Raw genomic sequence first — 21648 nt, 5'->3', positions numbered from 1 at the left:
AGAAAAGGCATCTTCATGAGCGATCCCCGTCCGAACCTCGTCCGCCGCACCCCGTTCCCCGAAAGCGTGAGCCGTGCCGTCGTCACGCCGCTGCAGCCCTCGGTCGTCTATGCGTCGCCCGACCCGGACGCGCTCGACGCGCAATACGAGGGTCGCGCGCAGGGCTATACCTACGGGCGCGAAGGGCATCCGAACGCCGACGTCCTGGCGCAGATGGTCGACCGGATGGAGGGCGGCACGGGCGGCATCATCACCGGCAGCGGCATGTCGGCGGTCACCGCCACGCTCCTCGGCCTCCTGTCGCAGGGCGACCACGTCTTGGGCAGCAATCAGCTCTACGGCCGGTCGTTGCGGATGCTGACGCAGGACATGCCCCGCTGGGGGATCACGGCAACACTGGCCGACCCGACCGACATCGCGGCGATGGAGGCGGCGATTACGCCCGCGACGAAGCTGCTTCTGGTCGAGGTCGTGTCGAACCCGACGCTGCGGGTCGCCGACATGGAAGGGATCGAGCGGCTCGCCCGCGAGCGCGGCCTGATCCTCGTCGTCGACAACACCTTCACGACGCCCTACGGGTTTCCGGCCTTCGAGCGCGGCGCCGATGTCGTGATCCATTCGGTGACCAAGCTCCTTTCCGGCCATTCCGACGTGACGCTGGGCTACGTGCTGGCGCGCGACGCGGCGCAGCGGAAGGCGATCTACGACACCAACGTCACGCTCGGGCTGACGCCGAGCCCGTGGGATTGCTGGATGGCGGAACGCGGCCTTTACACCTTCGACATGCGCTTCGAGCGCGTGCAGGCGAACGCCGCGGCGCTGGCCGACGCGGTGGCGGGGCACAAGGCGGTGGAGGCGGTGCTTTATCCCGGTCGCCCCGACCATCCGGACCACAACCGCGCCGGCGCGCTGCTCGGGCCGAACTTCGGCAACATGGTGAGCTTCCGGCTCCACGGCGGACGGTCGGCGGCGAACGCGCTGACCCGCGCCGCGCCGATGGTCCCCTTCGCGCCGACGCTGGGCGACGTGGGCACCACGCTTTCTCATCCCGCCTCCTCCAGCCACCGGGGGCTGACGCCCGAGGGGCGGGAGGCGCTCGGCATCACCGAGGGGTTCTTCCGCGTTTCCGTTGGTTGCGAGCCGCTGGATCTCCTGGTCCGGGACTTCACCGCCGCGCTCGACGCCGCCGCCTGATGATCGAGGCCGTCCTCGACGCGTTGCTCGAGCCGGCCCTTCTTCTCGACGCGAACGGACGGGTCGCGGTGGCGAACGGCGCGGCGCAGGACCGGCTGGGCGTTTGGGTCGTCGGACGCTCCTATGTCAGCGTCCTGCGGCAGCCTTCGCTGCTCGGTCCGGTCGAGGACGCCTTCGCCGACGGCAAGCCCGGCCGCGCGCGGTTCGCCCATTCCTCGGGCGAGGTCGAGACGCTCTACGAGGTGCGGGTGAGCCCGCTGCCCGTCGCGGGGCGCCAACGGCAGGTGCTTCTGGTGTTCCGTGATGTGTCCGAATTGCGCGCCGGTGAATCGATGCGGCGCGATTTCGTCGCCAATGTCAGCCACGAGCTGAAGACGCCGCTCACCGCTATCCTCGGCTTCATCGAGACGTTGCAGGGCCCGGCCCGCGACGATCCGAAGGGGCGAGCGCGGTTTCTCGCGCTCATGGCGAACGAGGCGTCGCGGATGAATCGGCTGGTCTCCGACCTTCTCTCGCTCAGTCGGCTCGAAGGGCAGTCGCGCCGCCGGCCGACCGACCGGCTGGATCTGGCCGTCGTGCTTGGCGAGGCCATCGACCCGCTGCGCCCCGGAGCCGAGGCCGAGGGGGTGACGATCGCCCTGCGCGCGCCCGGGGCCGCTCCGGCGCCGGGCGACCGCGACCAGCTCATTCAGGTCTTCGCGAACCTGATGGAGAACGCGATCAAGTACGGCACGCGACCCGGCGCGGTGGAGGTCGTCATCGACCGCATCGCGCGCGAGCCGGTGATCCGCGGCCCGGCCTGGCGCGTTGTAGTCAGCGATCAGGGGCCGGGCATCCAGCCCGAGCACATCCCGCGCCTGACGGAGCGCTTCTACCGCGTCGATACCGGGCGCAGTCGCGCCACCGGAGGCACCGGGCTGGGGCTCGCCATCGTGAAGCACATCGTCAACCGCCATCGGGGCCGTCTCAGGATCGAAAGCGAGCCGGGGCGCGGCACGCGGGTCACGGTGACGCTTCCCGCCGAAATCGGCTCGACCGGCCCGTTGTCATGAAACCGTTACGTAGCTGTCACAAAAGGCCAGCATCCCGCATCTAGCTGCTGGCATTAACGGATACCGTGGGGCGTCCGCCTCACGTACGGAACATCAGGAGCATTCCATGTCCCTCACCAGGACTGCCATTTCGGGTATGGCGCTCGCCGCCGCTTCTGCCACCGCCGCGGCGGCGCGGGATCAGGTGCAGGTCGCCGGATCCTCGACCGTTCTGCCCTATGCCTCGATCGTCGCGGAAGCCTTCGGCGAGAATTTCGGCTTCCCGACCCCGGTCGTCGAATCGGGCGGCTCCTCGGCCGGCCTGAAGCGCTTCTGCGAGGGCGTGGGCGCGAACACCATAGACATCGCCAACGCATCCCGCGCGATCCGCGACAGCGAGGTGCAGGCCTGCGCCGATGCCGGCGTGACCGACATCATCGAGGTGCGCATCGGCTATGACGGGATCGTCTTCGCCAGCCAGCAAAACGGTCCCGACTTCGCGGAGTTCACCCCCGGCCAGTGGTACCATGCGCTCGCCGCCGAAATCCCGGGCGAAGACGGCACGATGAAGACGAATTCGAACACGAGCTGGACCGAAATCGACGAGAGCCTGCCCGATGCGGAAATCCTGGCCTTCATCCCCGGCACAAAACACGGCACGCGCGAGGTTTTCGAGGAGAAGGTCATGCTGCAGGGCTGCGAGGACACCGGCGCGATGGAGCGCATGATGTCCGCCGGGATGGACGAGGATGCGGTCGAGGAAGCCTGCATGTCGGTCCGATCCGACGGCCGCAGCGTCGACATCGACGGCGACTACACCGAGACGCTCGCCCGCGTCGAGAGCAACGCGAACGGCGTCGGCGTGTTCGGCCTGTCGTTCTACGAGAACAACACCGACAAGCTGAAGGTCGCCACAATGGGCGGCGTCGAGCCTTCTATCGAAACCATCGCTTCCGGCGAGTACCCTGTGTCGCGGCCGCTCTACTTCTACATCAAGGCGGCGCATCTCGCGGCCATTCCGGGCCTGAAGGAATTCGCCGAGTTCTTCGTTTCGAACGACGTCGCCGGTCCCGGCGGGCCGTTGTCGGATTACGGCCTCGTGCCCGACCCGGAACTGGCCGAGACCCAGGAGAAGGTTGCCTCCGAAGCGGTAATGAACTGATCGGCCCGGGCCGGGGCGACCCCGGCCCATCCCTTCGACGTCTCGGAGACCCAGATGCAAGTCAGCTTCATCCTTCTGTCCCTCGCGGCCATCGGCGCCCTGGCGTTCGTCACCGCGCGACACCGGGCCATCGCGTCGGTCGGGGGCGATGCGCGCAGGTTGCACAGCCTGCCGATCTATTACGGTCTGAACGGGTCGATCATGGCGCTGGTCCCGGCGCTGGCGCTGCTCGTCGCGTGGATGCTGGTGCAGCCGCTGTTCCTCGATGGCGCGATCCGCAGCGACCTGTCCGATTCCGTGCTGCCCGAAGGCTCGGCGATGGGCCTCGTCGTTTCCGACGTCCGGCGGGTCGCCGAAGGGCTCGAGTCGGGGCCACTCGCGCAATCCTTCATCGCCGGCGATTTCGCCGATGCCACGCCCGAGGAGGTCGGCAGGATGCTGGTCCGGGGCGGCACCGCGCTCGGCGCGCCGCTGACCCGGCCGGTGCTCGACGCCGCCATGGAATACCGTACGACGAGCCGCACGCTGCGCTGGATCATGGGGATAGCCGTCCTCGCCGTCGCGGTGATCGGCGCGGCCGTCGCCATTCACCGCAGCGAGGGCAGCTACCGGGCCCGCAACGTGGTGGAGACCGGCATGCTCGGGCTGCTGATGGTGTCCGCCTCCATCGCAATCCTGACGACGCTCGGCATCGTGATGTCGATGTTGTTCGAGACGGCCAACTTCTTCTCGCAATACCCGTTCACGCGATTCTTCTTCAACACGACCTGGCAGCCGAGCTTCTCGGGTCGCGGCGGGGCGTCCGAGCTCGGCATCCTGCCGCTTCTCTGGGGCACGCTCTATATCTCGCTGATCGCGCTGATCGTCGCCGTGCCGATCGGCCTGTTCTCGGCCATCTACCTGTCGGAATATGCCGGCCGCGCCTTCCGGTCCGTCGCCAAGCCCACCATCGAGATCCTCGCCGGCATCCCGACCATCGTCTACGGTCTTTTCGCGCTGATCACGGTGGGTCCGCTCCTGCGCGACGCCATCGCCTCGCCGCTCGGCCTCGGGAACTCCGCCTCCTCGGTGATGACGGCCGGGCTCGTCATGGGGATCATGTTGATCCCGTTCGTCTCCTCGCTGTCAGACGACATCATCAACGCCGTACCGCAGGCGATGCGCGACGGCTCGCTGGGCCTCGGCGCCACCAAGTCCGAAACCATCCGGATGGTCATCGTCCCCGCAGCGCTGCCCGGCATCGTCGGCGCCGTGCTCCTTGCCGCCTCGCGCGCCATCGGGGAGACGATGATCGTGGTGTTGGGCGCGGGCGCCGCGGCCCGCCTCGATCTCAACCCGTTCGAGGCGATGACGACGGTCACGGTGAAGATCGTGAGCCAGCTGACCGGCGATACCGATTTCAACAGCCCGGAGACGCTGGTCGCCTTCGCGCTCGGGCTGACGCTCTTCGTCATCACGCTGGGGCTCAACGTTCTCGCCCTCTTCATCGTCCGCAAATATCGGGAGCAGTACGAATGACCGACGCGACCGCACCGGGCGCCGTGCCGTCCGGGGCCGGGCAGGGAAGCCTCTTGGCTCGGGACACCCGAACGGCGAAGCGCAACGCCGCCGAGGGGCGCTTCAAGATCTACGGGCTGGTTGCCGTCTGCATCGGCATCGCCGCGCTGATCGTGCTCCTGACCTCGATCCTGACGAGCGGCCTGTCCGCGTTCCGGCAGACCACCATCGACATGCAGGTGACGCTCGACGAGGAGCGGCTCGATCCGTCCGGCGCGCGCGACTACGACGAGATGGCGCGGGTCACGACATTCGGCTACGCGCCGCTCCTGCGCGACGGCCTGCAGGCGACGATCGCCGCGGCGGGGATCGAGGCCGACCTCGATCCGGGGGACGCGATGGACCTGATCTCCGACGAATCCATCGCGCAGCTTCGCAACCGCGTCCTCGACAACCCGGATCTCGTCGGGCAGACCATCGACCTGACCGTGTTGGCCTCCGGCCGGATCGACGGCTTCTACAAGGGCCGCGTCTCCTATGCGAGCGCGGAGCTGGACAGCAATGTCAGCCCCGAACAGCTGCGGCTCGCCGAGGCGCTAGAGGAGCGGGGGGCACTCCGGACCGGGCTGGACTGGCGCTTTCTGACCGCGCCCGACGCCTCCGACACGCGGCCCGAGGCCGCCGGTCTCGGCGTGGCGATCCTCGGCTCGGCCTACATGATGCTGATCGTGCTCGTCCTGGCTCTGCCGATCGGTGTGGCGGCCAGCATCTATCTCGAGGAGTTCGCGCCGCAGAACCGCTGGACCGACCTGATCGAGGTGAACATCTCGAACCTCGCGGCGGTGCCCTCCATCGTCTTCGGCATTCTAGGCCTCGCGATCTTCATCAATTTCGCGGGCCTGCCGCAATCGGCGCCCATCGTCGGCGGGCTGGTCCTGACGCTGATGACGCTGCCGACGATCATCATCGCCACGCGCGCCGCGCTGAAGGCCGTGCCGCCGTCGATCCGCGACGCCGCGCTCGGACTCGGCGCCTCCAAGATGCAGAGCGTGTTTCACCATGTGCTGCCGCTCGCCATGCCGGGCATCCTGACCGGGACGATCATCGGCCTCGCGCAGGCCCTGGGCGAGACCGCGCCGCTGCTCCTCATCGGTATGGTGGCCTTCGTGCGGGAATATCCGGACACGCCGCTCGACGGCGGCTTCTTCGATCCGGCGACCGCGCTGCCGGTGCAGGTCTTCAACTGGACGCAGCGTTCGGACCCGGCCTTCGTGGAACGCGCAAGCGGGGCGATCATCGTCCTCCTCGCGTTCCTGCTATTGATGAACCTGACGGCGGTCTTCCTGCGTCGCCGGTTCGAACGCCGCTGGTAAGGGGTTATCCCATGAACGACATGCGACACGTGGAGAGAACCGTGCGGGTAGACACGACAAAGATAACCGCACGCGACGTGCAGGTCTTCTATGGGGACACGCACGCGATCAGGAACGTGAGCGTCGACATCCCCGACAAGACGGTGACCGCGTTTATCGGCCCGTCGGGCTGTGGCAAGTCGACCTTCCTGCGTTGTCTGAACCGGATGAACGACACGATCTCCGTCGCGCGGGTCGAGGGACGGATCGAGATCGACGGCGAGGACATCTACGACCGCCGCGTCGACCCAGTTCAGCTTCGCGCCAAGGTCGGCATGGTGTTCCAGAAGCCGAACCCGTTCCCGAAATCCATCTACGACAACGTGGCTTATGGGCCGCGGATTCACGGTCTCGCCAGGGACCGCGCCGATCTCGACGGGATCGTCGAGAAGGCGCTCCGTCGGGCAGCGCTCTGGGCGGAGGTGAAGGACCGTCTGTCCGCCGCCGGGACCGGCTTGTCGGGTGGCCAGCAGCAGCGCCTGTGCATCGCGCGCGCCGTGGCGACCTCGCCCGAGGTGCTGCTCATGGACGAGCCGTGCTCCGCGCTCGACCCGATCGCCACGGATCAGGTCGAGAACCTGATCCACGAGCTGCGCGAGAACTACTCTGTGGTGATCGTCACGCATTCCATGTCGCAGGCCAGCCGGGTCAGTCAGAAGACCGCCTACTTCCACCTGGGCGAGCTGGTCGAATACGGCGAGACCGGCCAGATCTTCACCAATCCGCAGGATGAGCGGACCGAGAACTACATCACCGGAAGGATTGGATAAGGCAATGAACCAGAAACCCCACATCTCCAATGCCTTCGACCGCGACCTCGAGGCGATCCAGGCGCTGATCATGAAGATGGGCGGCATGGTGGAGGAGGCGATCGACAACGCGACGACTGCGCTCATGGAGAATGACGCCGACCTCGCTGGAAAGGTCCGCGCCAAGGACGCCGCGATCGACGAGCTCGAGGAGCACGTGAACGAGGAGGCGGCCCGGGTGATCGCGCTTCGCCAGCCGATCGCCTCCGACCTTCGGACGGTGCTGTCGGTGTTCCGCATTTCCGCCGCGCTGGAGCGGGTCGGCGACTACGCGAAGAACATCGCGAAACGGACGGAAATCCTGTCGGACCTCCATCAGGTCGAGGGGGGGACGGCCTCTCTCCGGCGGATGTCGAAGGCGGTCCAATCGATGCTCAAGGACGTGCTGGACGCCTATATCCAGCGGGACGTCGACCTCGCGCGGGACGTCCGCGCGCGGGACGCGGAGGTGGATCAGATGTATAACGGACTGTTCCGCGAATACCTGACGCACATGATGGAGGATCCGCGCAATATCACCTCCTGCATGCATCTCCATTTCATGGCGAAGAACATCGAACGGATGGGCGACCTTATCACCGGCGTCGCCGAGCAGGTCGTCTACCTCGTCACTGGCGAGATGCCCGAAGACGAGCGCGCCAAGGCCGATCTGACGTCGACGGCCGCAGGCGGTCAGGCGCGCTGACATGACCGCGCGACCGTCCGTTCTCGTCGTCGAGGACGAAGCGCCCCAACGGGAAGTCCTGGTCTACAACCTCGAGGCCGAAGGCTACGATGTGCGTCAGGCGACCTCCGGCGGCGCGGCGCTAGACCTCGCGCGCGAGGATCATCCGGATCTGGTCCTGCTGGACTGGATGCTGCCCGAAGTCTCCGGGATCGAGGTCTGCCGCCGGCTGAAGGCCGCCGCCGAGACGCGCGCGATCCCGGTCATCATGATCTCCGCCCGTTCGGAGGAGGTGGACCGGGTTCGCGGTCTTGAGATCGGGGCCGACGACTACATGGTGAAGCCGTATTCGGTGGTCGAGCTGATGGCGCGCATCCGTACGCAGCTGCGGCGCGTCCGTCCGGCCTCGATGGGCGAACGGTTGGAATTCGAGGATGTCGTGGTCGACACGGCCGGGCACCGCGTGTTCCGCGCCAGCGGCGAGCTGCATCTCGGACCGACCGAGTTCCGCCTCCTGACCACGCTCATGGAGCGGCCCGGACGGGTCTGGTCCCGCGATCAGCTTCTCGACCGGGTCTGGGGCCGTGACATCTATGTCGACAGCCGGACGGTCGATGTTCACGTCGGACGCCTGCGCAAGGCGCTCCGCAGCTCGGGCGAGGCGAACGACCCGATCCGGACCGTTCGAGGCGTCGGCTACGCCCTCGGGTGAGCCGCGAAAGACGGGCCCGGACGTCGGGAGGCCGCCGGGCGCCTCGCCCTCGGGCACGATATCGGTCCGCGCTCCGCTCACGCGGGGCAGGATGGAGCCACGGTCGGTTTCGGGCTGACGGATGTCGCCGTCATGGTCCATCGTGACTTCGTTCGGATGCTCGAAGGTCTTACAGGTTCCGCGCATGCCCGCGCGCGGGACGACGGCAGCGGCAGGCTCACCCTCTGGACGACGCTGAAGATGATCGTCGTTTCGGCGCATTCGAAGGCCCGAGTGGACGAGCGTCCGGTCCGGCGCGATCGCACAGGCTGCGATAATCGCGGCGTGGTCGGACATGACGTGGTTCAAGGAGTTTATGCTCCAGCGAGGCGTGCCGCCCATCATGGATCGTCGGCCTGCGCGCTTTCGTTCAGCCCCGCGAAGTCGCAGCGGAAACTGGCGGTGTGAAACAACAACGTGAGCCGCCGATGGTCCGGTGCGATAGCACTCGCGGTTGTTCTCCATCGTCAGTTCCGGGTTGTCTTGTTCGACGACGTCCGCCTCGAGAGCGAGCTTCGCGTTTGCGAGGTCGCAGGGCGCGAGCCGCCATCACATGCGCGGGTTCGTCGATATCCGCGGACGGGTCGCCCAATGAGCAGGCATAGAGGACGCTATCGACATTGCGCCGTGCGAACGGCTCCCGGTGATGAAGGTCGCACGCGAAATCGACGCCTAGATGCGGGACGAGCGCGCCGTTCAGGTTGTGGGTCCATCGTTAGTGGGATGGCCGAGCTCGCTTAGGACGACCGCCTCGGCAGGACCAGTCCTGCACCGCGACGGGAGCAGGGGCCGCTCGCCGATGGCCGGCTCGTCGCGCTCGACGTGCCGGCTTTGATGCCGGTGGAACGGCATCACGGGATGATCCCCGATCGCAAGCATGTAACGACCGGGGCGAACGCGTTCACTTTATGGATCGAAACGCCGGACGCTGGGCTAGATCGAGGCCCAGTCGGTGAAGCGGACCGTCGTCGGGCGCGGCCTGCGCGGCGGGAGAGGGGGAACGATCGGCTGGGCGGAGGCGGGCTGCGTCATGGGAGGACTCCAACTGGGGGCGACGCGTAGATGCGTGGCGACTCGGAGTTTTCCGAGACTTAATTTCGTCGAAAGCGGGGCAGGCCCGCGGGAGCCGTATCAAATTCGCCACATGGCTATTCGGCGGCGCGAAGCGGCGGGGGGCCGCGACGGTCGGTGATCAACGCGAACGTCGAGTCCCCCGCACCGGAGACGTCCGACCGATCCGCGCCGTCCTCGGCCCAGAGCAGCGTCGGCATGGCGATCCTGCGCGCCTCCCGTCGCAGCATCCAGTCCGCGCCGGTCCGGCTGGCCCGGCCGAGCCCGATCCGCCCGGCCAGGCGGAAGACGGCCCGTAGGTAAACGGCAAGCCAGACGCGGGCAGCGAGCAGGGCCGGCGTGAGGACGAGCGTCAGCACGGTCGCCACCCCGAGGCCCCACACAACGGCGGTTGCGAGTTGAATCCACCACAGCGCGGTCGGCGATCCGATCGTGTAGCCGCCCCCGACGAAATCGAAACTGAGCCCGAACATCATCGGTGCGAGTCCCGCCATTGTCGTCAGCGTGGTCAGCAGGACCGGGCGGATGCGGTCTTCGGCGGTCCGCGTGATCGCTTCCAGCCTTGGCATGTAACGCGCGTAATCCTGGTAGGTGTCGATCAGGACGATGTTGTTGTTCACCACGATCCCGGCCAGCGCGACGATGCCCGTACCGGTCATGATGACCGAGAATTGCTGGTCCATCACGAGCATTCCGATCAGCACGCCCGTGGTCGACAGGATCACCGCGATCAGGACGAGCACGGAATTGTAGAACGAGTTGAACTGGGCGAGCAGGATCACGAACATCAGCCCGAGGGCGCCGAGAAAGGCCTGGCCGAGGAAGGCCATGCTCTCGGCCTGCTCCTCCTGATCGCCGGTCCATTCCCAGGCGACGGTCGGCGGCAGGAGGTTCTCCGCCTCGATCGCGAGGCTCAGGGCGTCGATACGCTCGTCGGCCGTGACCGGAAGGATCGTCGCCCGCCCGTCCGCGACCGCCTCCGCCAGCGCCGGGGGCGCGTCCGCAGAGATGATCGCGTAGACCGTCCCGTCCGTGCCACGGAGGGCGGACTGGCCTGCGGCGTCCTCCGCCCCGAGTTCGCGCAGGACGCCGAGGGGCGTGCCGTCCGCTGTCGATGCGGCGTACAGGTCCGGCGCCACGTCGCCCTTCACATCGAAGAAGCGCTGGCCGTCGACCCGGTCGATCTGCGCCAGCCGGGGGACCGCGCGTCGGGTTATGAAGTTCGCGAGGGGCACGAGGCCGTCCGTGGTGCGCACCTTCAGGTCGTCGAGCGTCGAAAGCAGGCGGTCGGATTCGGGCAGCCGCATGCGGATGTCGATTTCGTCGTCGGAGCTGTCCACCCGCATCGTGTCGAGAAGAATGCCGCGGGTGACGAGCTGCACCATCGCGCCCACCGTCGCCACGTCCGCGCCGAAGCGGCCCGCCTTCTCGACATCGACCTCCACCTCCCAGTCGATGCCGGGCAGGGGCAGCGAATCCTCGACGTCGATCAGGCCCGGCATGCGCTCGAACCGGGCGCGCATGTCCGCCGTCGCCCTGAGCAGGTCGTCCCAGTCGTCGCCCGTCAGGCGCAGGTGGATCGGCTTGGCCGCGCCGGGGCCGCGCTCCTGCTGCGTCAGGTCGACCTTGATGCCCGGTAGCGCGCGAAGGCGCGTCAGAAGCGCTTTGCCGATCTCGTCGCCGTCGAAGGCCGGATCGACGAAGTCGCGACGGAAGGTATGGTCGAACATCGTGAACCAAGGCTCCGACACCGTCGGCCGCTCCTCCCACCTGACCATCTCGATCTGGATTTGACCGATCGTGTCATTGGGCGGGCCATCCGCGGGGCCGCCGGAGGACAGCCCACCGTCGCCCGCGAAGGCGAAGGCGGATTTGATGCCCGGCGTCTCAAGTACGATGCGCTCCGCCTGTTGCAGGAGGGCGTCCTTCTCGTCGAGCGACAGGTTGCCTCGCGCACGGATGAAGATGTTCGCCTGTTCGAGCTCGCTCTCCACGAAGAACTCGACCCCGGTATTGTGGGTCCCGTAATAGCTGAAGACCCCGAAAACGGTCGCGGCCACGGTAACGATCGCGACGATCGGCCCGACGGGGTTGCCGACGATGAGGTGGATGAACCGCCCGAAGGGCCGCCGCCGGTAACCTGAGCGCACGCGCCGGGCGCCCTCCGGTCGGGTGACCGCGCCGAGCGTGATCGACACGGCGACGAGCCCCGCCACCACCGCGACGGCGCTCGCGGCGGACAAAGGGCCCGGCGCCGCGGCGGGCGCGGCGGGAAGGAGGAGGTTCGGGTTCAGGAGTTGCAGAAGCGCGACCCCGAGAAGCAGCACGGCGCAACAAACGAGGACGAGGCGGACCGGGAGGCCGAACGTGCGGCGCAGGCTGCCCGAGGCCCGGGCGAAGGCGCGCGTCATACGCCCCGCGACGCCCCCGAGGACCGGCAGGTAGACGAGGGCGACGACGAGCGATGCCGACAGCACGAAGATGATCGTGAGCGGCAGCATCCCCATGAACTCGCCCGCGATACCGGGCCAGAACAGCATCGGCAGGAACGCGCAGAGCGTGGTCGCCGTCGAGGATATGACGGGCCAGAACATCCGCCGCGCCGCCTCGGTGTAGGCCGACATCGGGCCGGACCCTTCGGAGATGCGCTTGTCGGCGTATTCGACCACGACGATGGCCCCGTCGACCAGCATTCCCACCGCCAGAATCAGGCCGAACATGACGATGTTGGAGATGGTGATCCCCACCACCGCCATGATCGCGAAGCTGAGCAGGAACGAGGTCGGGATCGCGAAGCCCACCAAGAGCGCCGAGCGGGTTCCGAGCGTGCCCAGCACCACGACCATGACGAGCGCGATGGCCGTGAGAACCGACCCTTCGAGTTGCTGGACCATCGACTCGACCGTCTTCGACTGATCGAGCGTCACGGTGACATTGACGGCCTGTCGCAACTCGTCCGGCCAGAACGCCGTCTCGGCCGCGATCTCCTCGTGAACCGCAGCCGCCGTGTCGATGATGTTGAAGCCCTTCCGCTTGACGACCTGAAGCGCCACGGTGGTCTCGCCGTTGTAGCGCGCCGTGCCCTCCCGGTCCTGGTAGGTCAGGTTCACCTCTGCGAGGTCGCCCAGCGTGATGACCCGGTCGCCGTCGGTCTTGACCGGCAGGGCATAGACGTCGGCGGTGGTCTCGAAACTGCCCGGGATCTTGACGGGAAAGGCGCCCGAGGCGGTCTCCACCGCACCGGTCGCGACGAGAAGGTTGTTGTTCGTGACGACCTGCACGAGTTCGCCCGCCGTCACGTTGTAGGCCTCGAGCGCCAGCGGGTCGATCAGCACCTCCAGCATCTCATCGCGATGCCCGGCCAGACCCGCCTCAAGGATCGACGGCATTGCCTCCAGCCGGTCCTGCAGGTCGTCGGCCAGACGCAGCAGGGTGCGTTCCGGCGCGGAGCCCGACAGCGAGACGATCAGGATCGGAAATTCCGAGAAGTTGATCTCGCTGATCGTGTACTGCTCCGCGCCGTCCGGGAACTCGGCCTCGGCCTGTCCCATCTTGTCGCGCACATCGGCAATGGTCGCGTTCTTGTCCCAGCCGAACTCGAACTCGAGGAACAGCCCCGCATACCCTTCCGCCGCCGTGGCCAGCATCGTTTCGAGCCCGTCGATTTCCTTCAGGCGGGTTTCCATCGGCTTGACGAGAAGCTTCTCGGAATCCGACGCGGAGATGCCGGGGAAGGGCACGGAGATGAACAACCCCGGAATGTCGATATCCGGCTCCCCCTCCTTCGGGAGCGTCCAGTAGGCGAGCCCGCCGGCAAGGAGCGACAGCGCGACGAAGGCCAGCACCATGCGGGCGCGACCCGCGGCCCAGTCGACGATGCCGATCATTGCGCGTCCTGCGCGAAGGTCACCCGGACGGGCACGCCGTCGGTCACGTATTCCTGCCCGACGGTGATGATCTCCACCTCCGCCGGCAACCCGGCCAGCAGCACGCCATCCGTCGTGTCGCGCACGAGCGCGACCTCGACGAAGCCCGCATGCCCGTTCTCCACGATCCGCACGCCGAGACGGCCCTCGTCGTTCAGCGTCATGGCCGAGGCGGGGACGAGATGGGCCACCGTCGGCTCTGTCGCGATCACGATCTCGGTGGTCTCGCCGTCGCGGATGGCGAGATCCTCGTTGGGCACGGTCACTTCCACCCGGAACGTCCGCGTCAGTTCGTCGGCGGAGCGGCTGAGGAACGTCACCCGGCCTTCGGTCCTGCCACCGGAGGCGAGCCGCGCGCGGGCCGCCGCGCCGGTCGTGACCCGGTCGACCTGCGCCTCCGGCAGGAAGCCCACGAGCTTCATCGGGTCGAGCTGCACGATGTCGGCGCAGGGCGAGCCCGGCTGCAGCAACGTGCCGATCTCGGCGGCGTCGCTTTCCAGAAGGCCCGCGAAGGGCGCCTCGATCGTCAGCTTCTCGATATCGAGCCGCGCGCGTTCCACGGCGGCGGCGGCGGCCTGTACCCCGGCCCGAGCCGATTCGATCCCTGCCTGCCCCGTCTCGCGACCCGTCGTGGCGGCGGTCACCCCGGCCTCGGCGGCGCGCAATGCGGCTTGCGCGTTGGCGAGGCTCGTCTCCGAGGAAAAGCCGCGCTCCGACAGGCGGCTCGCCGCGTTCTGGTTGAGTCGCGCCTCCTCCAGCCGGGCCTGCGCCTCGGCGATCCGGGCTTCGGTCTCGGGCAGGCGCGCCTCGGCCTCGGGTACGCGCGCGCCGGCCTCCGCGAGGCGGGCCTCGGACTCCGCCAGCGTGGCTTCGCGCGAACCGGGGTCGAGCTCGCAGAGGACCTGTCCGGCCTCGACGAACGTCCCCTTGCGCAGCGGCTCGGACAGGACGGCACCGGTCGTCTCCGACATCACGGTGACCTCGCGCGCCGCCTGCGACTGTCCGCGGACCAGAACGCCGTCCGCCACCTCTCGTGCCTGCGACCGGATCGCGACGACATGGACCGGATCGGCTGCGGCCGCCGCGGCCTCGACGATGGCGGCGGGACGCTGCCCGGCATTGGTCTCCCGCGGGGCGGGCGGTGCGTCGCCGGTTATGCCGTAGGCGAATCCCAGCAGCGCATCCCGGTCCAGCACCACGGCATAGAGGGCCACGCAGACGAGGATGGCGGTGATCATGGGGAACAGGCGCATCAAGAGCCCTCTTATCAGGCGTCCCGGTGGATCGGCGCGATAATATGTCGAATATTGCAACGACGCGTTTTTAACGGAGCCACGCTTCGAAAACAAGCCGAGCGGCTGTCGCGCTATTGCGGGTTGGCCCACTTGCCGCCCTGCGCTAGGAAGCGCCGACGCGAGCGACGAGGATAGGCGGCGATGTCCAACCCGGAAAGCTTCATCGACGAGGTCACCGAGGAGGTGCGCCGCGACCGCCTCTATGGCGTGATGCGTCGCTGGGGCTGGCTCGCCATTCTCGTCGTGATCCTTCTGGTCGGCGGCGCGGCCTTCGCCGAATGGCGCCGGTCCCAGTCCGAGGCGCGCGCAAGGACGTTCGGCGCCGCCGTGCTCGACGCGCTCGATGCCGAGGATCTTGCGGCCCGGCGCGCGGCGCTGGAGGGGGTCGCGCCCTCGGACGAGGGGCAGGCGGCGATCCTGTCCTTCCTGCAGGCGACCGCTGCGCTGAATGCCGGCGAGGGCGACCTCGACGCTGCCCGTTCGCAGCTTCTGGACGTGGCGGTGATGCCGGACCTGCCCGCCGCGTACCGCGACCTTGCGCGGCTGAAGGTCATGCTGGCCGGCGGGACCGGCGACACGGCGCGGGACGCCGAACTCCTCGAAACGCTCGCCGCGCCCGGCGCGCCCTACCGCCCGATGGCGGTGGAGCTGCAGGCGTTGATGGCCCTCGAGGCCGGTGACGAGGCGACGGCGCTGACACTGCTGCGGGCGTTGACCGAAGATGCCGAGGCGACGGAATCCTTGCGCCGCAGGGCCACGCAGTTGATCGTCGCCCTCGGTGCGACGCCGGAGCCGGCGTGAATCGCGCAGCGCAACGGCTTGGGGCGGAATCGCCATGATGAGAGCATTCGCGGGCATCCTCCTCGGCGCCGCTTTCGCCCTGGCGGGCTGCGGCGACGACGAGGCGATCCTGCCGGGCGAGCGGCTGCCCGTCCGGACGGGCGGGCTCGACGGGCTGGGCGTGATCGCCGCCGCGTCCGATAGCGCCGACGACAGCGTTCCGGCGCTCGCGCTTCCGGCGCCGCGCACGCTCGCCGACTGGCCGATGCGCGTCGGCAATGCGCGCAATCATCCGGATCACGCGACCCTTTCCCCCGCGCCCCGGCGCATCTGGTCGACGGATATCGGCGCCGGCGACACCCGCCGGCAGCGTCTGACCACCGATCCCGTTTCCGACGGGCGGCGCATCTACACGCTCGACGCGAAGGCCGGCGTGACGGCCACCGCGACCCCCGGTGCGCGGGTCTGGATGCGCAGCCTCGTCCCCCCGCTCGAGCGCGACGACGACGCGTCGGGTGGCGGCCTCGCTGTGGTGGACGGCACGCTTTATGTCACGACGGGCTATGGCGAGCTGCATGCGCTCGACTCCGCGACCGGGAGAACCCGTTGGGTGCAACGTCTTGACGCGCCGATCACCACCCCGAAGGTGGCGGGCGGAATGGTCTACGTCGTTAGTCGCGACAACCGCGCCTGGGCCCTTGACGCACGGAACGGGCGCATCCGCTGGGAGCTTCCGGCCGCGTCCGCCCCCTCGGTCATGGCGACTTCGCCCGCGCCCGCGATCACCGACCGCTCCGTGATCCTGCCATTCGGGTCGGGGGAGATCGTCAATGCCTTGCGCGAAAGCGGCATCCGCCTCTGGGGCGCCAGCATCGCCGGCGCGCGGCGCGGTGTGGCCTACAACACGGTCGGCGACATCACCGGCGATCCGCTCGTCGCGGACGGCACGATCTACGCGGGCACCTCGGCCGGCCGGTTGGTCGCGCTGTCGGAGGCGTCGGGCGAACGGCTCTGGACGGCGGGCGAGGGAGCGATGTCGCCCCTTGTGCTCGCTGGCGGATCGCTCTTCGTCGTCACCGACCGGGCGCAGCTTCTACGCGTCAACGCGGCCACGGGCGCCGTGATCTGGCGGTCCGACCTGCCGTTCTACCGCACCGCGCGGCTGAAGCGACGTCGGGGCGTTCATGCCCATTTCGGCCCGGTCCTCGCGGGAGGGCGGCTCTGGGTCGCGTCTTCCGACGGGGCGCTGCGCGGCTTCGATCCGGTCACGGGTGCGCTCGCGAACAGCATCGAGTTGCCGGACGGCGCGGCCTCCCGGCCGATCGCGTTCGGCAACGCCCTCTACGTTGTGGACCGTGCAGGGACGCTTCACGCTTTCCGTTGAGGGCGGGATGCGCTAGGCGCCGCCCCTGAACCATCGGAGCGCGTCCATGTTCACCCTCGCCATCGTCGGCCGACCCAATGTCGGCAAGTCCACCTTGTTCAACCGCCTCGTCGGGCGACGGCTGGCGCTCGTCGACAATCAGCCGGGGGTGACGCGCGACCTGCGCGAGGGGGATGCACGGCTGGGCGACCTGCGCTTCACGGTGATCGACACGGCGGGGCTCGAGGAGGCGACCGACGACAGCCTTCAGGGGCGCATGCGTCGCCTGACCGAGCGGGCGGTGGACATGGCCGATGCCGCGCTCTTCGTCGTCGACGCCCGCACGGGGGTGACGCCGGCCGACGAGGTCTTCGCCGACATCCTGCGTCGCAAGGGCCATCCCGTCCTGCTCGCGGCCAACAAGGTCGAGGGGCGTCAGGGCGAGGCGGGCATGTTCGAGGCGTTCTCCCTCGGCCTGGGCGAGCCTGTCGGCATTTCGGCCGAGCACGGCGAGGGGATGGCCGACCTGGCCGCGATGCTGCGCCCGCTGATCGAGGCGAAGGACGCCGCGCCCGCCGAGGAGGCCGAGGCCGATGTCGAGATGACAGAGGACGATCTGGGCGAGGAGGCCGACTGGGCGCCGACTGCGAAGCGCCCCCTCAAGATCGCCGTCGTCGGACGGCCGAACGCGGGCAAGTCCACGCTCATCAACCGCATCATCGGCGAGGAGCGCCTGCTGACCGGTCCGGAGGCGGGGATCACACGGGACTCGATCTCGCTCAATTTCGACTGGGACGGCGTGCCGACGCGGCTCTTCGACACGGCGGGGATGCGCAAGCGGGCCAGGGTCGTCGAGAAGCTGGAAAAGCTCTCGGTCTCCGACGGACTGCGCGCGGTCAAGTTCGCGGAGGTGGTCGTTGTTCTTCTCGACGCCGAGATTCCGTTCGAGACGCAGGATCTGCGGATCGCCGACCTGGCCGAGCGCGAGGGCCGGGCGGTGGTCGTCGCCGTCAACAAGTGGGATCTGGAGGAGCATCGGCAGGAAAAGCTCGCGCATCTGAAGGAGCAGTTCGAACGCCTGCTGCCGCAGCTTCGCGGTGCGCCTCTCGTGACGGTGAGCGCGCGGACGGGACGGGGGCTCGACCGGCTTCGCGCGGCCATCGTCAAGGCGCACGAGACGTGGAACCGGCGGGTGCCCACGGCGGCGCTCAACCGCTGGCTCACCGGCATGCTGGAGCAGCACCCGCCCCCCGCGCCGCAGGGCCGCCGCATCAAGTTGCGCTACATGACGCAGGCCAAGACGCGGCCGCCGGGATTCGTGGTGATGTGCTCGCATCCGGAGGCGATCCCGGAGAGCTACACGCGCTATCTGGTGAACGGGCTCCGGCTCGACTTCGACATGCCGGGCACGCCGATCCGCCTTTATATGCGCGGCCAGAGCGACGCGAACCCCTACCGGGGCCGCAAGCGGGCCGAACCGTCGCGCCTGCGCAAGCACACGCACGGGCGCCGCGCCGATTGAGGCGGCAGGCGCCCCCCCGGGGGGGCGCCCATGCGGGATCACGCGTTGGCTTCGCGGATCTTCTTGGCGGCGTCCTTGTCGTAGGCCACGCCGTTTTGCTCCAGCATCGTATCGAGCTCGCCCGAAAGGGTCATCTCCACGATGATGTCGCAGCCGCCCACGAACTCGCCCTTAACGTAAAGCTGTGGAATCGTCGGCCAGTCCGAGTAGTCCTTGATGCCCTGCCGGATCTCGGCATCCTCGAGCACGTTCACGTCGGCGTAGTCCACGGCCATGTAATTCAGCACGCCGGCGACCTTGGAGGAGAAGCCGCATTGCGGCATCGCCTTGGTGCCCTTCATGAACAGGACCACGTCCTTGGATTTCACCATCTCGTCGATCGTCGTCTTGGTATCGGCCATCGCCTCAACTCCTGTGTTTGCCGCGCCGCCCGGGGACGAATGCGCGCGCGTATTCCTGGGAATCCTTCGGAACGCGGGTGACGGACTGACTGCCGCCGCCCAGGCCCGAAAAGTAGTCGCTCCGGATCTCGGTATATCCCCTGCCTGGCACGATCCCGCGGGGGCGGCCACCGTCGTCCTGCCGCGCCTCCGACCGCAGCACCCAGATCGCCCGCCCCGCGAGAAGGAGGACGATGAAGAGCGCGAGACATGCCGAGAGCGTCGTCACTCCGGCGCCCGTGTCGTCAGCGCCAGCGCGTGCAACTCGCCCGCGGGGCCGTCCATCCGACCCTTCAGCGCGGCGTAGACCTCGCGTTGCTGGGCGACGCGGGACTTACCCCTGAACGAAGCATCCACGACCTCGGCGGCGTAGTGATTGCCGTCGCCCGCAAGGTCGGTGATCGTGATCTTCGCCTCCGGGAAGCTCTCGCGGAGGAGCGCCTCGATCTCGTGCGACTGCATCGCCATGTTGGATCCTTTCGCGGTTTTCCTCTAGCTAGGCAGGCCGGGTCGCCGGGGCAACCCGCCCGCGGCGCTCCGGCCGCCCGCGATCAGCCGAACAGGGTCGCGAAGGTCGTGCGGTAGAGCGTGGACAGCTCCGTCAACTGCGCTTCCGCCCCGCCGAGGCTGACCACGGTTCCGCCGAACTGGCCAACCATCGTCAGCGGCACGTCCGCGCGCCCGGCCGCGACCATCAGCGCCTCGGCGGCGTCGAAGGTGCAGGCGATGAGGTAGCGGCCCTGATTCTCTCCGAAGAGCGCGGCCGTGCCCGAGACGTCGAGCGTGACGCCCACCCCGTTCGCCTCGGCCAGCGTGAAGGCGGCGAGCGCGAGGCCGCCGTCGGAGATGTCGGTGCAGGCATGGATCGACGCGAGGTTGGCGAGAATGAATTCGCCCCGCGCCCGCTCGGCGGCAAGGTCGACGGGCGGCGCGTCGCCCTCGTCGCGGTCCAGATGCTCGGCCAGAAGCGCGGAACGGCCAAGATGCGTCCCGCTTTCCCCAAGAAGGAGCGCCAGCATGCCGGTCTCGACCGGGCACGCGATCCGTCGGGACAGATCGTCGATGAGCCCGACCGCCCCGATCGTGGGCGTGGGGTCGATGCCGGTGCCGTCCGTCTCGTTGTAAAGGCTGACATTGCCCGACACGATCGGCATGTCGAGCGCCGCGCAGGCCTGGCCGATCCCGTCGAGCGCACCGACGAACTGACCCATGATCCCGGGCTTTTCGGGATTGCCGAAATTGAGGTTGTCGGTCGCGGCGAGGGGCCGCGCGCCCTTGGCGACGAGGTTGCGATAGGCCTCGGCCACGGCCTGTTTGCCACCTTCGACGGGGTTGGCCTTCACGTAGCGCGGGGTGACATCGGCGGTGAAGGCGAGGCCGCGCTCGGTACCGTGGACGCGTACGATGCCGGCGTCGAGGCCGGGGCGTGCGACGGTGTCGCCCATGACCTGGGTGTCGTACTGCTCGATCACCCAGTCCCGGGCGCAATAATTCGCGCTGCCGACAAGGGCGCGCAGACCCTCGATCGGATCGACTTCCGCCACGGGGTCGAGCGGCTCCGCCGGGGGCGACGCCACCCAGGGACGATCGTATTCAGGGGCAGAGGAGGCGAGGATGGACAGGGGGAGATCGGCCTTCGTCTCCCCATTGTGCACGATCAGGAAACGATCTTCGGCGATTGTTTCGCCAACGATGGCGAAGTCGAGATCCCATTTCTCGAAAACCGCGCGCGCCACGTCTTCGCGCGCGGGGTCGAGGACCATGAGCATCCGCTCCTGACTTTCCGACAGCATCATCTCGTAGGCGCTCATGCCACCTTCGCGCACGGACACGCGGTCGAGGTCGAGGCGAATGCCGAGGCGGCCCTTGTCGCCCATCTCCACGGCGGAGCAGGTGAGGCCGGCGGCACCCATGTCCTGAATGGAGACGACGGCGCCGGTGGCCATCAGTTCGAGGCAGGCTTCCATCAGGCGCTTCTCGGTGAAGGGATCGCCCACCTGCACCGTGGGGCGCTTTTCCGCGATCGTGTCGTCGAACTCGGCGGAGGCCATCGTCGCCCCGCCGACGCCGTCGCGTCCCGTCTTGGCGCCGAGATAGACGACCGGGCGGCCGACGCCCGAGGCGGCCGAGTAGAAGATCGCGTCGGCCTCCGCGATGCCGGCGGCGAAGGCGTTCACGAGGCAATTGCCGTTGTAGCTTGCGTGGAAGCGGACCTCGCCCGCGACGGTCGGGACGCCGAAGCAGTTGCCGTAGCCGCCCACGCCCTCCACCACGCCGTGGACCAGGCGTCGCGTCTTCGGGTGCGCGGGGTCCCCGAAGCTCAGGGCGTTCATCGCCGCGACGGGGCGCGCGCCCATGGTAAAGACGTCCCGGAGGATGCCGCCCATGCCGGTCGCGGCGCCCTGATAGGGTTCGATATAGGAGGGGTGATTGTGGCTTTCCATTTTGAAGACCACGGCGAGCTCGCGGCCGTCGGGGCCCGGACCGATGGCTACCACGCCCGCGTTCTCGCCCGGTCCGCAAATGACCTGCGGACCTTCGGTCGGAAGCTTGCGGAGCCATTTCTTCGAGGATTTGTAAGAGCAGTGCTCGTTCCACATCGCCGAGAAGATGCCGAGTTCCGTAAAACTCGGGGTGCGGCCGATGATCTCGACGATACGGGAATATTCGTCGTCCTTCAGCCCGTGGGCCGCGATCAGGTCCGGCGTGATGGCGGGCTCTTGCATGGGCG

The 21648-nt window shown here is 68.3% G+C and carries 18 protein-coding genes; 12 read left to right on the top strand and 6 right to left on the bottom strand.

What is annotated here, in order from left to right:
• Positions 1 to 15 precede the first annotated feature (15 nt).
• The 9 genes from Q1B08_RS09065 to Q1B08_RS09025 all read left to right on the top strand — a co-directional run bounded on the left by Q1B08_RS09065 (position 16) and on the right by Q1B08_RS09025 (position 8928).
• The gene (locus tag Q1B08_RS09065; protein WP_299817320.1) at positions 16 to 1194 is read left to right on the top strand and encodes an aminotransferase class I/II-fold pyridoxal phosphate-dependent enzyme; all 1179 of its coding nucleotides are present in this window, start codon (positions 16 to 18) and stop codon (positions 1192 to 1194) included.
• On the top strand, positions 1194 to 2246 hold the full coding sequence (locus tag Q1B08_RS09060; RefSeq protein ID WP_299817319.1) for an ATP-binding protein: 1053 nt from the start codon (positions 1194 to 1196) through the stop codon (positions 2244 to 2246). Before Q1B08_RS09065 ends, Q1B08_RS09060 begins: the two co-directional genes overlap by 1 nt.
• A 106-nt stretch (positions 2247 to 2352) precedes the next feature.
• Complete coding sequence (locus tag Q1B08_RS09055) at positions 2353 to 3387, top strand: substrate-binding domain-containing protein (RefSeq protein ID WP_299817317.1); 1035 nt, start codon at positions 2353 to 2355, stop codon at positions 3385 to 3387.
• Between the two features lie 54 nt (positions 3388 to 3441).
• A complete protein-coding gene (gene pstC, locus Q1B08_RS09050) occupies positions 3442 to 4905 on the top strand; it encodes a phosphate ABC transporter permease subunit PstC (protein WP_299817315.1) in 1464 nt (487 codons plus the stop codon).
• Positions 4902 to 6257, top strand: a complete 1356-nt coding sequence (pstA, locus tag Q1B08_RS09045; RefSeq protein WP_299817313.1) for a phosphate ABC transporter permease PstA — start codon at positions 4902 to 4904, stop codon at positions 6255 to 6257. The genes pstC and pstA overlap by 4 nt, the downstream gene beginning before the upstream one ends.
• 11 nt (positions 6258 to 6268) lie before the next feature.
• Positions 6269 to 7066, top strand: coding sequence for a phosphate ABC transporter ATP-binding protein PstB (gene pstB / locus Q1B08_RS09040; RefSeq protein WP_299817311.1), 798 nt, complete (start codon positions 6269 to 6271; stop codon positions 7064 to 7066).
• Positions 7067 to 7070: 4 nt separating this feature from the next.
• The gene (gene phoU / locus Q1B08_RS09035; protein WP_299817309.1) at positions 7071 to 7790 is read left to right on the top strand and encodes a phosphate signaling complex protein PhoU; all 720 of its coding nucleotides are present in this window, start codon (positions 7071 to 7073) and stop codon (positions 7788 to 7790) included.
• A gap of 1 nt (position 7791) precedes the next feature.
• Entirely contained in the window at positions 7792 to 8481 is a 690-nt protein-coding gene (phoB, locus tag Q1B08_RS09030; protein ID WP_299817307.1) for a phosphate regulon transcriptional regulator PhoB, read from the top strand.
• 132 nt (positions 8482 to 8613) lie between these two features.
• Positions 8614 to 8928: a hypothetical protein gene (locus Q1B08_RS09025; RefSeq protein ID WP_299817305.1), complete on the top strand. Its 315-nt coding sequence runs from the start codon at positions 8614 to 8616 to the stop codon at positions 8926 to 8928.
• Positions 8929 to 9668: 740 nt separating this feature from the next.
• Here the strand turns inward: Q1B08_RS09025 and Q1B08_RS09020 are convergent.
• Both Q1B08_RS09020 and Q1B08_RS09015 read right to left on the bottom strand, forming a co-directional pair.
• Positions 9669 to 13478 carry an efflux RND transporter permease subunit gene (locus Q1B08_RS09020; protein ID WP_299817303.1) on the bottom strand — a complete coding sequence of 1270 codons (3810 nt, stop codon included), beginning with the start codon at positions 13476 to 13478 and terminating at the stop codon, positions 9669 to 9671.
• Positions 13475 to 14770, bottom strand: a complete 1296-nt coding sequence (locus tag Q1B08_RS09015; RefSeq protein ID WP_299817302.1) for an efflux RND transporter periplasmic adaptor subunit — start codon at positions 14768 to 14770, stop codon at positions 13475 to 13477. The genes Q1B08_RS09020 and Q1B08_RS09015 overlap by 4 nt, the downstream gene beginning before the upstream one ends.
• A 183-nt stretch (positions 14771 to 14953) precedes the next feature.
• Between Q1B08_RS09015 and Q1B08_RS09010 the strand changes: the two genes are divergently transcribed.
• From Q1B08_RS09010 to der, 3 genes are read left to right on the top strand one after another with little or no spacing between them, the layout of a single operon-like run.
• Complete coding sequence (locus tag Q1B08_RS09010; RefSeq protein WP_299817301.1) at positions 14954 to 15613, top strand: hypothetical protein; 660 nt, start codon at positions 14954 to 14956, stop codon at positions 15611 to 15613.
• A gap of 34 nt (positions 15614 to 15647) precedes the next feature.
• A complete protein-coding gene (locus Q1B08_RS09005) occupies positions 15648 to 16976 on the top strand; it encodes a PQQ-like beta-propeller repeat protein (protein WP_299817299.1) in 1329 nt (442 codons plus the stop codon).
• Positions 16977 to 17022: 46 nt separating this feature from the next.
• Positions 17023 to 18477, top strand: a complete 1455-nt coding sequence (gene der, locus Q1B08_RS09000) for a ribosome biogenesis GTPase Der (protein WP_299817297.1) — start codon at positions 17023 to 17025, stop codon at positions 18475 to 18477.
• Positions 18478 to 18515: 38 nt separating this feature from the next.
• Here the strand turns inward: der and grxD are convergent, their stop codons facing one another.
• From grxD to purL, 4 genes are all read right to left on the bottom strand, one after another.
• A complete protein-coding gene (gene grxD, locus Q1B08_RS08995; RefSeq protein ID WP_299817295.1) occupies positions 18516 to 18878 on the bottom strand; it encodes a Grx4 family monothiol glutaredoxin in 363 nt (120 codons plus the stop codon).
• Positions 18879 to 18882: 4 nt separating this feature from the next.
• The gene (locus tag Q1B08_RS08990; RefSeq protein ID WP_299817293.1) at positions 18883 to 19146 is read right to left on the bottom strand and encodes a hypothetical protein; all 264 of its coding nucleotides are present in this window, start codon (positions 19144 to 19146) and stop codon (positions 18883 to 18885) included.
• On the bottom strand, positions 19143 to 19385 hold the full coding sequence (locus Q1B08_RS08985; RefSeq protein WP_299817291.1) for a BolA family transcriptional regulator: 243 nt from the start codon (positions 19383 to 19385) through the stop codon (positions 19143 to 19145). Before Q1B08_RS08985 ends, Q1B08_RS08990 begins: the two co-directional genes overlap by 4 nt.
• Before the next feature lie 83 nt (positions 19386 to 19468).
• On the bottom strand, positions 19469 to 21643 hold the full coding sequence (purL, locus tag Q1B08_RS08980; protein WP_299817289.1) for a phosphoribosylformylglycinamidine synthase subunit PurL: 2175 nt from the start codon (positions 21641 to 21643) through the stop codon (positions 19469 to 19471).
• Between the last annotated feature and the right edge of the window lie 5 nt (positions 21644 to 21648).

The sequence above is a fragment of the uncultured Jannaschia sp. genome, from assembly GCF_947494025.1.
In the GTDB taxonomy this organism is placed as follows: Bacteria; Pseudomonadota; Alphaproteobacteria; order Rhodobacterales; family Rhodobacteraceae; genus Jannaschia.
This window is presented reverse-complemented; position numbering and strand designations above follow the sequence as displayed.

Bases quoted from the DNA above. Each gene is read 5' to 3' on its own strand.
- purL (WP_299817289.1), bottom strand. From the start codon at position 21,643: ATGCAAGAGCCCGCCATCACGCCGGACCTGATCGCGGCCCACGGGCTG.
- Q1B08_RS09015 (WP_299817302.1), bottom strand. From the start codon at position 14,770: ATGCGCCTGTTCCCCATGATCACCGCCATCCTCGTCTGCGTGGCCCTC.
- pstA (WP_299817313.1), top strand. From the start codon at position 4,902: ATGACCGACGCGACCGCACCGGGCGCCGTGCCGTCCGGGGCCGGGCAG.
- Q1B08_RS09010 (WP_299817301.1), top strand. From the start codon at position 14,954: ATGTCCAACCCGGAAAGCTTCATCGACGAGGTCACCGAGGAGGTGCGC.
- Q1B08_RS09025 (WP_299817305.1), top strand. From the start codon at position 8,614: ATGGTCCATCGTGACTTCGTTCGGATGCTCGAAGGTCTTACAGGTTCC.
- der (WP_299817297.1), top strand. From the start codon at position 17,023: ATGTTCACCCTCGCCATCGTCGGCCGACCCAATGTCGGCAAGTCCACC.
- Q1B08_RS09020 (WP_299817303.1), bottom strand. From the start codon at position 13,478: ATGATCGGCATCGTCGACTGGGCCGCGGGTCGCGCCCGCATGGTGCTG.
- Q1B08_RS09065 (WP_299817320.1), top strand. From the start codon at position 16: ATGAGCGATCCCCGTCCGAACCTCGTCCGCCGCACCCCGTTCCCCGAA.
- Q1B08_RS09005 (WP_299817299.1), top strand. From the start codon at position 15,648: ATGATGAGAGCATTCGCGGGCATCCTCCTCGGCGCCGCTTTCGCCCTG.
- pstB (WP_299817311.1), top strand. From the start codon at position 6,269: ATGAACGACATGCGACACGTGGAGAGAACCGTGCGGGTAGACACGACA.
- pstC (WP_299817315.1), top strand. From the start codon at position 3,442: ATGCAAGTCAGCTTCATCCTTCTGTCCCTCGCGGCCATCGGCGCCCTG.
- grxD (WP_299817295.1), bottom strand. From the start codon at position 18,878: ATGGCCGATACCAAGACGACGATCGACGAGATGGTGAAATCCAAGGAC.
- Q1B08_RS08985 (WP_299817291.1), bottom strand. From the start codon at position 19,385: ATGGCGATGCAGTCGCACGAGATCGAGGCGCTCCTCCGCGAGAGCTTC.
- Q1B08_RS09060 (WP_299817319.1), top strand. From the start codon at position 1,194: ATGATCGAGGCCGTCCTCGACGCGTTGCTCGAGCCGGCCCTTCTTCTC.
- phoU (WP_299817309.1), top strand. From the start codon at position 7,071: ATGAACCAGAAACCCCACATCTCCAATGCCTTCGACCGCGACCTCGAG.
- Q1B08_RS09055 (WP_299817317.1), top strand. From the start codon at position 2,353: ATGTCCCTCACCAGGACTGCCATTTCGGGTATGGCGCTCGCCGCCGCT.
- phoB (WP_299817307.1), top strand. From the start codon at position 7,792: ATGACCGCGCGACCGTCCGTTCTCGTCGTCGAGGACGAAGCGCCCCAA.